This window comes from Pseudomonas sp. ICMP 10191, from assembly GCF_001467335.1.
In the GTDB taxonomy this organism is placed as follows: Bacteria; Pseudomonadota; Gammaproteobacteria; order Pseudomonadales; family Pseudomonadaceae; genus Aquipseudomonas; species Aquipseudomonas cerasi.
This window is the reverse complement of sequence record NZ_LKGW01000013.1, coordinates 191,690-203,682: the sequence shown is the minus strand read 5'-3', so window position 1 is coordinate 203,682 and position 11,993 is coordinate 191,690. Positions and strand designations below refer to the sequence as shown.

Annotated in this window: 7 protein-coding genes, 2 tRNA genes and 1 pseudogene; 7 read left to right on the top strand and 3 right to left on the bottom strand. The window is 58.1% G+C overall.

Annotated elements, in window-relative coordinates; all coding sequences use genetic code 11:
• Window positions 1-75: 75 nt before the first annotated feature.
• Window positions 76-282, bottom strand: coding sequence for a SlyX family protein (locus AO388_RS03195; protein ID WP_003364741.1), 207 nt, complete (start codon window positions 280-282; stop codon window positions 76-78).
• Between the two features lie 2 nt (window positions 283-284).
• Window positions 285-710: an HIT family protein gene (locus tag AO388_RS03190; RefSeq protein WP_003433318.1), complete on the bottom strand. Its 426-nt coding sequence runs from the start codon at window positions 708-710 to the stop codon at window positions 285-287.
• Window positions 711-1,567: 857 nt separating this feature from the next.
• On the opposite strand from AO388_RS03190, the gene AO388_RS03185 reads away from it, so the two are divergent.
• The 3 genes from AO388_RS03185 (at window position 1,568) to AO388_RS03175 (ending at window position 5,799) form a co-directional block, all read left to right on the top strand.
• Entirely contained in the window at window positions 1,568-2,890 is a 1,323-nt protein-coding gene (locus tag AO388_RS03185) for an OprD family porin (RefSeq protein ID WP_058416030.1), read from the top strand.
• A gap of 171 nt (window positions 2,891-3,061) precedes the next feature.
• Entirely contained in the window at window positions 3,062-4,777 is a 1,716-nt protein-coding gene (locus tag AO388_RS03180) for a proline--tRNA ligase (RefSeq protein WP_003364749.1), read from the top strand.
• 65 nt (window positions 4,778-4,842) lie between these two features.
• Complete coding sequence (locus tag AO388_RS03175) at window positions 4,843-5,799, top strand: hypothetical protein (protein WP_003433321.1); 957 nt, start codon at window positions 4,843-4,845, stop codon at window positions 5,797-5,799.
• A gap of 48 nt (window positions 5,800-5,847) precedes the next feature.
• Here the strand turns inward: AO388_RS03175 and dinB are convergent, their stop codons facing one another.
• Window positions 5,848-6,909, bottom strand: coding sequence for a DNA polymerase IV (dinB, locus tag AO388_RS03170; protein WP_003364753.1), 1,062 nt, complete (start codon window positions 6,907-6,909; stop codon window positions 5,848-5,850).
• A gap of 261 nt (window positions 6,910-7,170) precedes the next feature.
• Here dinB and AO388_RS03165 point away from each other — a divergent pair.
• From AO388_RS03165 to AO388_RS03150, 4 genes and pseudogenes are all read left to right on the top strand, one after another.
• Window positions 7,171-7,247, top strand: a tRNA-Met gene (locus AO388_RS03165).
• Window positions 7,248-7,546: 299 nt separating this feature from the next.
• Window positions 7,547-7,623 (top strand) — tRNA-Met (locus AO388_RS03160).
• Window positions 7,624-7,997: 374 nt separating this feature from the next.
• A pseudogene (mprF, locus tag AO388_RS03155) lies at window positions 7,998-10,615 on the top strand (bifunctional lysylphosphatidylglycerol flippase/synthetase MprF).
• A complete protein-coding gene (locus AO388_RS03150; protein WP_058398117.1) occupies window positions 10,615-11,949 on the top strand; it encodes a virulence factor family protein in 1,335 nt (444 codons plus the stop codon). Before mprF ends, AO388_RS03150 begins: the two are co-directional and overlap by 1 nt.
• The last annotated feature ends 44 nt before the right edge of the window (window positions 11,950-11,993 follow it).

The window sequence follows — 11,993 nt, the reverse complement described above, 5'->3', positions numbered from 1 at the left end:
CCCGCCGCTAATTGTTTCAAGCAATAAAAAACCGCGACCTCCTGGCGGAAGTCGCGGTTTTTTTATGCCAGCCGATCAATAGTGAGGTGGCGGGGCATCTTCCTCGAAGGTCTCGAACTGGCTGCCCATTTCCTCCTGACGCTTAAGCATCGCCGCCATCTGCAGTTGCAGATGATCCAATTCGCGCCGCTGCTTTACCAGCACGTCATTGAGTGCCTGGATCGTATCGTCCTGAAAGGCCATACGGCTTTCAAGCTCCATGACTCGCTCTTCAAGGCTCATGATTACTCCTCCTCAAATCGGAAATCATTTGTCAGTACCGGCTTCAACTGCCGACGGATTGCCGAGAGCTGTTCGTCGGTATAAGCGATGGCAGCATGCTTGCCCCACACGGGCGCAGGCCAGGCAGCATCGTCACGTTTGCGCACGATGACGTGCATATGCAGCTGGCTCACTACGTTGCCCAAGGCGGCAACATTGATTTTATCCGCATCGAAGAGCTCGTTCAGCACCTTGGCCAGCGCACTCGTCTCCTGCCACAACTGCATCTGGTCTGCTGCACTCAGCTGAAAGACTTCGGTGATGTCTGCGCGGCGCGGCACCAGAATGAACCAGGGGTAGTGGCTGTCGTTGGAGAGCAGTAACCGGCATAGCGGAAAGTCGCCAATCGGCAAGGTGTCTTGTTGAAGACGGGAATCCAGAACGAACACGATAAAAAGCTCCTGATTGCCAGGTGAATGCACCTGCCCTGTCGGTAACAGGGTGCTGCGATAGGCAGTCAGGATACTAGGCTTCGCGTAAGGCTTCACCTGCGCACCAGAATGCATCCACTGCAACGGTCGCCGCACCGATTTGACGCCACTGACTGACGGCGGACCCCGTTGAAAACAGCCTCACCTTGAACCACCGCCTTACAATTGCCTGCCTCGCGTACATGAAAATGAAACATCCATTGCCTCACCATGACCGCCACCCATAGCAACGCTCCAGGTTCAGGCGAACCCGATGGGGAATGCACCAAAATCACACACTGCTGTTGCGTCAGCAACACGGTGGATTCGTTTTCTACTCAATGTAAGCCTATACCGGTAACGTTTTTGGGCGAGAGGGGCAGAAGCCAGCCTTGGCGGAGAAAAGCCAGCGGTATTTTCAAAAAATAAAAATAGTCATTTAAAACAGCTAGATGGAGCAAAAAAGCGATCTTGATTCTGATTTTTCACAAAATTTTTTCATTTTCGGAAACTTTGTGCACGCTTGTTGCTTTATCACCCATATGATCACGACACCCCTGGCGGAAAACAGGGGTGACAGCATCAAGGGAAACAAGGCTTGCGACCCTGAGGGACGCCGTGACGGACCGCACTTTGATCGATCCGACAATGTGCAGAATGCCACTACAGGCTAGCTCGGCTGCGCGTCGTAAAGATTCTGAAAGGATAAGGCTGTAGCTATAGCAACCCAAGTCAGCGTGATATAGATTCCGCCGACAAAAATAGAAAGAGCCGCCCAGATAAAAAAACAGGTGGGACGGCAGACAAATCTTCTAAAAACCAAAGGAGCAATCACGATGAGAGTGATGAAGTGGAGCGCAATCGCACTGGCCGTTACAGCAGCCAGCGCCCAAATGGCAACAGCCGCACCTTTCGTCAGCGATCAGGCTGATGCCAAGGGCTTTGTGGAAGGCAGCACGCTTGACCTGAAGTTGCGCAATTACTATTACAACCGTGACAAGAAAGCTGGCGCTGATGACGATCGCGACTGGACCCAGGGTATCCTGGCCAACCTCAGCACCGGCTACACCCAAGGCACTATCGGTGTCGGTGTCGAGGCTTTCGCCTACGCTGGCGTCAAGCTGTGGGGCCCGGACAAATACTCGGGTTCCGGCAACCTGATCACGGACGCTGCCGGTAACAACGAAGATACCCAGTCCAAAGCTGGCGGCGCAGTCAAGTTCCGCATCTCGAAGACCGAGTTGAAAATTGGTGACATGCAGCCTACAAGTCCAGTGTTTGGAGTTGGCGGCTCGCGTCTGCTACCTCAGACAGCTAGCGGTCTGAGTCTGCAAAGTAGCGAGATTGCAGGTCTTGATCTTGAAGCAGGTCACTTCTATTCAGGCACCAGCCAAGACGATACCAGTCATAATGGCAGCATCTGGGCAACTTATGCTGGCGTCCAAGCCAACAGTGCTGATTTCGCTGGCGGCAAATACGCGATTACCGACAGCCTGGGTGTTGCATTCTATGCCGCCAAGCTGGAAGACGTCTGGGATCAATACTACGGTAACGTGAACTACGCCTTGCCTCTGGGCAATGATCAGTCTTTGGCATTCGATGCGAACATCTATCGCACCGTTGACGAAGGCAGCGCCAAAGCCGGCTCGATCAGCAACACCGCGTTCTCCGGTTCCGCAGCCTACTCGTTCCTTGCTGCCCATACCGTGACCCTGGCGTTCCAGAAGATCAACGGTGACACCCCGTTCGACTACATCGGTATCGGTGACAACAACCGCGGTGGCGACTCGATCTTCCTGAACAACTCGATCCAGTACTCCGACTTCAACGGCCCGGGTGAAAAATCCTGGCAGGTCCGCTATGACCTGAACATGACTCCTTACGGCGTTCCAGGCCTGAGCTTCATGACCCGCTACATCAAGGGTACTGACATCGACGGCACCAAAACACCTACCGGCAGCGCTTATGCTGGCCTGTACGGTGCAGACGGCGAGCACCACGAAACCAACCTTGAAGCCAAATACGTCGTACAGACTGGCCCAGCCAAAGACCTGTCCTTCCGTATGCGTCAAGCATGGCACCGCGCCAACGCCGACCAGGGCGAAGGCGACGTCAACGAGTTCCGCCTGATTGTCGATTACCCGATCTCGATCCTGTAATCACCGCTCAGCACTCGTTAATAGAAGAAGCCCGGCACATGCCGGGCTTTTTCATGCCCCCATCAAAGCGCTCTGACGCCACCTGCAAGCCAGCCCCGCCCTGTACGCGACCGGCACACCGCCGTACAATGCCAGGTCATTTCCTGTCTCAGCAACCGACAACGGCCAACCATGCGCACCAGTCAATTTTTGCTCGCCACACAGAAAGAAACCCCTTCCGATGCGGTCGTGGTCAGCCATCAGCTGATGCTGCGCGCTGGCATGATTCGTAAATTGGCATCCGGTCTTTACACCTGGCTGCCTATGGGCCTGCGCGTGCTGCGCAAGGTCGAAGCCATTGTTCGTGAAGAAATGGACGCCGCTGGCGCACTTGAAATTCTGATGCCCGGCATTCAGCCTGCAGAACTCTGGCAGGAATCCGGTCGCTGGGAACAATACGGCCCGGAGCTGATGCGTCTGGTCGACCGCCACAATCGCGAGTTCTGCCTGGGCCCGACCCACGAAGAAGTCATCACCGATCTGGCACGCAATGAGCTCAACAGCTATAAACAGCTGCCAATCAATCTGTACCAGATCCAGACCAAATTCCGTGACGAGATCCGCCCACGCTTCGGCCTGATGCGTGGACGCGAGTTCGTCATGAAAGACGCTTACTCGTTCCACGCCGATCACGAATCGCTGCAGGTCACCTACGATCGCATGCACCTGGCATACAGCAACATCTTCACCCGCCTAGGCCTCAAATTCCGCCCGGTCGAAGCGGATAACGGCTCGATTGGTGGCGCAGGCTCGCACGAATTCCACGTACTGGCCGAATCCGGCGAAGACGATATCGTGTTCAGCGATGGCTCCGATTACGCAGCCAACATCGAAAAAGCCGAAGCGGTGCCTCGCGAAAAGACTCGTCCGGCCGCTACTGAAGAATTGCGTCTGATCGACACTCCAAACGCCAAAACCATCGCCCAACTGGTCGAGGGTTTCGGTCTGCCCATCGAGAAAACCGTCAAGACTCTGGTGGTCCATGCGGCCGAAGAAGGCAAGCTGATCGCCCTGATCATCCGCGGCGATCACGAGCTCAATGAAATCAAGGCCAGCCAGCTGGAACAGGTCGCCAGCCCGCTGGTCATGGCGTCCGAAGCCGAACTGCGCGACGCCATCGGCGCAGGCGCGGGCTCGCTGGGCCCATTGAACCTGCCACTGCCGTGCATCATCGACCGCTCTGTCGAGCTGATGAGCGACTTCAGCGTGGGTGCCAACATCGACGACAAGCACTACTTCGGCGTCAACTGGGAGCGCGATCTGCCGGTGCCGACCGTCGCCGACCTGCGTAACGTGGTTGCGGGCGATCCAAGCCCGGATGGCAAAGGCACGCTGGAAATCAAGCGCGGCATCGAAGTGGGTCACATCTTTCAGCTGGGCACCAAGTACAGCGAAGCGATGAAGTGCCAGGTGCTGGGTGAGAACGGCAAGCCGGTCAATCTGGCGATGGGTTGCTACGGCATCGGTGTTTCCCGGGTGGTGGCGGCTGCCATCGAACAGAACAGCGACGAAAACGGCATCATCTGGAACGACACCCTCGCACCGTTCCAGATTGCGCTGGTTCCGCTGCGCTACGAGACAGACGCCGTTCGTGAAGCGACGGACAAACTGTACGCCGACCTGACGGCTGCCGGTTTTGAAGTATTGCTCGACGACCGCGACAAGAAGACCAGCCCAGGCATCAAGTTCGCCGACATGGAACTGATCGGTATCCCGCACCGCATCGTGGTGAGCGACCGAGGCCTGGCCGAAGGCAATCTGGAATACAAGAGCCGTACCGAATCGCAACCGCAAGCCATTGCAGTCGCGGACGTGCTGTCGTTCATCCAGGGCAAAGTGAACCGCTGAGTCAAAAGGCGCACCTGTTAGCAGGTGCGCCGCTCTTCACTCGCCCAATCCGCATCAGAGATCCCATGCTCAAACGAAGCACCCTAAGCCTCGGCAGCGCCGTTCTGTGCGGCTCATTTCTCGTCGGCGGCTGTGCCAACCAGCTCTCTCAGCGCAGCGAGCACGAGGAGCGAGTTGAACGCAAACTGCTCGAACATACCCTGCAAGTCGATATCGGCGAACCCAAGACACTGGAGTTGCCGCAACGCCGCGTGCGGATTCACGAGCACAAATCGTTCGAGGTCACCGACTTTGAAGTCACTCGACACTATGACCGCTACACGCCTTACCAACCGTGGCGGGAGGTCTACGAGATCCCGCTCGGCGCGATAGCGGTTGTCGCAGGTGTCGGGGCCAACGTGGTCAACGTGTTTGCGCTGGGCAATTTGCCGGAAAGCATGACCAAGGACTGGATTCACTATGGCGTGGCAGGTCTGAACCCGTTCATGAATGCCCCGTCCCACGGTCGCGCCGAGCAGAATCTGGCGAGCATCGACGAGGTTCAGAAGGACAAGCGGATCGAGAACTCCACCCTGCCCTGGAATGAACGCCCGGTGATGGTCAAGGCTGGCAATGAAACTCACGAAATGAGCACTGACCGCAACGGCATCCTGCGCCTGAACCTGCTGGACAGCCCGTTTGCGGAACAGGACCTGAGCCGCATCACGCGCATCTATATCAATGTCGAAGACGATCAGGACAGCGCGCACGCGAACGCCAGTTTGCCAATCAGCCATTCGCTACGCGGCAAGTTGCTGGAGGCGCACGCCCTGATCTACGACGACCTGGAAGATGACGAGGTCAGCCAATGGGTGCATCGCGTCAAACGTCTTTCTGACATGGGGCTGGAAGAAGAAGCCAGCGAGCTGGAACAGAGCCTGATCGAACTGACGCGCAACGATCCGCAGTTGCAGGGCGAGTTTCTCAAGTCTCTCGCCAGAGACGCTGGCCGTCTGGTCGCCGTTCCTGCCCAGAGTCAGTAGCAAGAGCCCGTAACATGAAAGGCCGCGGCGTATAACCGCGGCCAGTCATTATCGAGAGAACAATTCCAGTTGCTCATGGGCTGCACGCAGATCGTGCAAACGTACGCCTATGCCCAGCAAGCGGACCGGCTTGCCACCACGGGCGAACGCCTGAGCCAGCAACTGTTCATAGCTGCCCAGATCCCTGCCGGCTCCGGACTGCTCCAGAGTCGTCTGCGTAAAGTCGTGAAACTTCACTTTGACGAACGGCTTGCCGGGCCGGTACTGCCCTTCCATTCTGGCCATGCGGCCACTCAACGTTTCCAGCAGGTCCGGCAGCTTTTCCAGGCAGGCCGCCAGATCGGGCAGATCCGTGTCGTAGGTATTTTCAACGCTGACTGACTGACGTCGGCTGTCATTCTGCACGGGGCGGTCATCGATCCCGTGCGCCAGACTCCAGAGGCGCTCGCCAAAGCTGCCGAATTCCCGGACCAGCGCGAGCTTGCTGCGGCTTCGCAGGTCGGCGCAGTCGACGATACCCAGCCGGCCGAGCTTGTCTGCGGTGACTTTTCCGACGCCGTGAAGCTTGGTGACCGGCAAGGAAGCAACGAAATCCTCGACCTGATCCGGTGTGATGACGAACAACCCGTTGGGCTTTTTCCAGTCGCTGGCGATCTTGGCGAGAAACTTGTTGGGCGCAACGCCCGCCGACACGGTGATGTGCAACTGATTCGAGACCCTGCGACGGATGTCCTGCGCGATGCGTGTGGCACTGCCGGAAAAATGCCCGGCCTCGGACACATCCAGAAAGGCCTCATCCAGAGACAACGGCTCTATAAGGTCGGTGTAATCGCGAAAGATCGTGTGGATTTCCCGCGATGCTTCTTTATAAGCATCCATGCGCGGCTTGACGATGGTCAGGTCCGGGCAGAGTTTGAGCGCATGCCGGGACGACATGGCCGAACGCACCCCATAGGCGCGCGCCTCGTAATTACAGGTCGCAATCACCCCGCGCCGCTCCGCAGAGCCGCCTACCGCCAGCGGCTTGCCAGCGAGGTCGGGCTCGTCACGCATTTCAATGGCTGCATAAAAGCAGTCACAGTCGATGTGGATGATTTTGCGCTGCGTCATGACCTGATGGGATTTTGCAATCAATGGCCGCGCAGTATCTCATTCGTACCGCCAAGTAACATCCAATGATGCGAAAGGCCGCCATGAAAAGTAGTCAAAAGCCCATCACGCATGACCGAAAAAGCCGCAAAGCCCCGTCATGCAAGCGCCGATGCCGTGCAGACCGATCATTTGGATCCGCTAAGCATTTGAAGAAAAAGCACTTTTTTAAAACTAACCATTGACACCTCGCCATCTCTCTGTAGAATGCCGCCACACAGACGCGGGATGGAGCAGTCTGGTAGCTCGTCGGGCTCATAACCCGAAGGTCGTCGGTTCAAATCCGGCTCCCGCAACCAAACATCAAGAAAGGCTACTCGAAAGAGTGGCCTTTTTTGTGCGCGCCTGAAAAGCACCCTTCCAAGGCCTGGACATGGACCATGCCTCGCGCAGATATAGATCGCTCCCGGCGACCTGCGTCAAATCCTGACCAAAGGCCTTACGCTTTCCTGATAATGCCCCACGCAAGCGCGCAGCCCTGAAAACTGCGCATCCGAACCCAATCGTGCAAAATCTGCACAATCTGCTACTCATTTGCAGGCTTTCCGGATTAAGGGTTGACACGTCGGCGTTCGGCTGTAGAATGCCGCCACACAGACGCGGGATGGAGCAGTCTGGTAGCTCGTCGGGCTCATAACCCGAAGGTCGTCGGTTCAAATCCGGCTCCCGCAACCAAACATCAACAAAGGCTACTCGAAAGAGTGGCCTTTTTTGTTTCCGGCAAAAAAGCAGTGCGGGCAACGGCTAACTGTCTGACAAAAAAGACTATTTCCAAAGCCCTTTGAAACCCTATCATCACATCTGTAACGTAATGCGTGCATTTACGACAGTTTTTGCGTGCGCTGCCGATAGGTGTTACTAAGCTGAATCACGACTGAACCGCAGCTGAACAGCATCACCCGGCTCGATTCGCTATTCGCTCGTTAGACGTTGACGCGCTAACATCCTGAAATATTTTCTGCGTAGGGATTGGTAACTTGGCTGCATACCTCCATCCTGTCGCGCACGATCCAAGGAGTGATTGATGCGCGACAACATGTCCGATTCCAATGAAACCATTGATGCAGAGCAACCCATCAGCCCACCGCGCCATAACTGGCGGGAGCTGCTGAGCAAATACCGACAGCCCATCGGGCTGGCAGTGATGCTGCTGTTGTTCAGCCTGGCCCTTATAGCCTGCCGCCACATGCTGGTCGAAATGGACTGGTATGCGCTGCACGACTCGCTGTTCGCAGTCCCCCTGCCCGCCTTGGGCGGTGCGCTGCTCGCGGCAATCGTCGGCTATATCATCCTGATGGGCTATGAACTGTCGGCCAGTCGCTATGCCAATGTCGACCTGCCCATCAAGACGCTGCTTCTCGGCGGCTTCACCTCATTTGCCATCGGCAATGCGGTCGGCCTGTCGATGCTGTCCGGTGGCTCGGTGCGCTACAGGCTTTATTCACGCCACGGCGTAGGCGCAATCGAAATTGCCCGCATGACCGTGTTCGCCAGCCTGTCACTGGGTTGTGCGCTGCCGCCGCTGGCTGCACTGGCCACGTTGAGCAACCTGTCAGGCGCGTCACTGGCACTCAAGCTTCCCGTCGACGTGCTGGCTGTCGTCGCCACAGCAGTTTTGATCGGCAGCTTGCTGCTGGCGGTGTTTGTCTACCGTCGCCGCCTGCCGGAACAGGACATCCCGCACAATATTCTGGTTCGTCTCGGTCGTCGTACCTTGCGCCTGCCGGATTTGAAGCTGACGCTGATCCAGCTGGTGATCACCGCGCTGGATGTCGCCGCCGCAGCGATGGTCCTGTACCTCCTGCTGCCGCACGCGCCGCCGCTGGGTGCATTCATCCTTATCTATCTGCTGGCCCTCGCTGCTGGCGTACTCAGCCATGTGCCTGGCGGCGTCGGTGTGTTCGAAGCGATTCTGCTCGCAGCCTTTGCCAACGAACTGGGTGCCGCCCCGCTCGCCGCTGCGCTGCTGCTGTACCGCCTGATCTACGTGATCCTTCCGCTGCTGCTGGCCTGTCTTACCCTGCTGTTTACCGAAGCCCAACGTCTGCTGCCGACCCGGCAAGCCATGCGCGTCGCCTCAGGGCTGGCGGCACCGATTCTGGCACTACTGGTTTTCTTGTCGGGGGTGGTGCTGCTCTTCTCTGGTGCCACCCCTGAAATCGATACCCGTCTGGAAAACGTCGGCTTCATGATCCCGCATCGACTGATCGATGCATCGCACTTCGGGGCCAGTCTTGTCGGCGTACTGTGCCTGCTGCTTGCCCAGGGCCTGCGTCGGCGACTGTCGGCCGCATGGATGCTGACTTCTATTTTGCTGCTGGTCGGTGCAGTGCTGTCGATACTCAAAGGCTTCGACTGGGAAGAAGCCAGCATGCTGCTGCTGACCGCCTGCCTGCTGCTGACCTTCCGCCGTTCGTTCTACCGTCCAAGCCGCCTGCTGGAGCTGCCGTTCTCGCCGGTCTACCTGATTGCCAGCATTTGTGTGGTCGGTGCCTCGATCTGGCTGCTGCTGTTCGCCTATCAGGACGTGCCTTACAGTCACCAGTTGTGGTGGCAGTTCACCCTCGATGCAGACGCCCCGCGCGGTCTGCGTTCGGCGCTGGGCAGCGCAGTACTGCTGGTGGTGGTTTCGCTGACCTGGTTGCTGCGTACTGCCAGACCGGTCATCAAACTGCCCGACGCGGCAGATCTGGACAAGGCAGCCGAGATCCTCAAGGCATCCAAACAGCCGGATGGCGGCCTGGTGCTGACCGGCGACAAGGCGATCCTGTTTCATCCGGCCGGCAATGCATTCCTGATGTACTCGCATCGCGGCCGCAGTCTGGTGGCGCTTTACGATCCGATCGGCCCTACACAGCAGCGTGCCGAGCTGATCTGGCAATTCCGCGATCTGTGCGACGTGCACCATGCACGTCCGGTGTTCTACCAGGTACGTGCAGAAAACCTGCCGTTCTACATGGACATCGGTCTCACCGCCATCAAGCTGGGTGAAGAAGCGCGCGTCGACCTGCGGCGCTTCGACATCGACGCCAAGGGCAAGGAGATGAAGGACCTGCGTTACACCTGGAACCGGGGTGGCCGCGATGGTCTTTCGCTGGAAATCTACGAACCGGGCCAGGCGCCGATCGACGAGCTGAAAGTGATTTCCGACGCCTGGCTGACGGGCAAGAATGTCCGTGAAAAAGGCTTCTCCCTGGGCCGCTTCAGCACCGAGTACCTAAAGTACTTCCGCATTGCCATCGTGCACTTTCAGGGCAAGCCGGTCGCGTTCTCCAACCTGCTGGAAACCACCAGCCCGGAACTGGCCAGCCTTGACCTGATGCGCTCTCACCCGGATGCGCCCAAGCTGACCATGGAGTTCATGATGGTCGGCCTGATTCTGCATTACAAAGCCCAGGGCTATGCGCGCTTCAGCCTGGGCATGGTGCCTTTGTCGGGTCTGCAGCCACGACGCGGTGCACCCATCACCCAGCGTCTGGGTTCGATGATCTTCCGCCGTGGCGAACAGCTGTACAACTTCCAGGGGCTGCGTCGCTTCAAGGACAAGTTCCAGCCTGACTGGGAACCTCGTTATATGGCCGTGCCTGCCGGACTTGATCCGCTCGTGGCACTGGCTGACACCGCCGCCCTGATTGCGGGCGGCCTGACTGGATTGGTGAAACGCTGATGATTCGACGCTCCTGGCGCCTTTTGCTCGCAGCTCTGGTAATTGTTCTTTTAATCGTAGCGCTGGGAGTCTGGGTCTGGACCCGCCCCGCCCCGCCCGCATCACTGGAACACTCGAACCTTGACGGTGGCGCGCCGCTGACCAGCGTAACACCGGCCACCAGCATCAAGACCCGTATCGCACTGGCCGTTACCGCTGAAGACATGTTGACCGACAAACAATTGCTGGCGATCAGCAAGGATGCGTCAGCACGCATCATTCAGGTGGTGTTGCCCAAGGACGACTGCGTCCTGCAGCAGAAGACCTTCCAGGACGCTCTGGCGAAGCTCGACGGCCCGGCAAAGGTCGTCGGTGGCATAGGCCCTGGTGCAACGCTGGCCTGGCGCTGGCTGGCCGGACAGACTGATGACAAGGCGCAGGCCATTTCCGTAGGTTTTGCGCTTGAACATGCCTCGAACCCGCCGCCTGTTGTGGAAGAGGACGAAAAGCCACCACAGATCTGTGACGTGCCACTGCCACAAAAGGCTGAGCACGGGCACTGGCTGGCCGCCTGGAATGACGCGCCGGATGATCCGAGCGCAGCGTTCGTGCGCGACCAGACCAACGCCGACACCAGCATCAGCGACTACGACATTCCGCTGCCTCAGGTGCTCAATACCGAACTTCGTCATCTGCTGCTCGGCGAGAATGACAGCGGCGGACTGGGCATACCAACGGTCGAAGTCCCGGCCAGCCAGCCTTCTGACACGGTGACGCTGTTCATGTCCGGTGACGGCGGATGGCGCGACTTGGACAAGGTCGTGGCTGGCGACATGGCCAAGATGGGCTACCCGGTGGTCGGCATCGATGTGCTGCGCTACTACTGGGAACACAAGACGCCGGAACAGACCGCCGTCGACCTCACCGACCTGATGAACCACTACCGTCAGAAATGGGGCACCAAGCGCTTCATTCTGGCTGGCTACTCGTTCGGTGCGGACGTTATGCCAGCCATCTACAATCGCCTGGCCGCAGACGATCAGAACCGGGTTGACGCAATCATTCTGCTGGCCTTCGCGCGCACTGGCAGCTTCGAGATTCACGTTGACGGCTGGCTCGGTAACGCAGGCAAGGAAGCCACCACCGGACAGGAAATGGCCAAGCTGCCAGCCGCCAAGGTGTTCTGCGTTTACGGCGTAGAAGAGAAGAAAGACAGCGGTTGCACCGACACCACCGCCGTTGGCGAAGCGGTTCAGTTACCAGGCGGTCATCACTTCGATGAAGACTACCCGGCACTGGCCAAACGTCTGATCGACGCGATCAACAAGCGTCAGGGCAAGACTACCGCTCAGTAACGCTGCAGTCTGCGACCCAAAAAAATCCCGGCACCGTGAGGTTG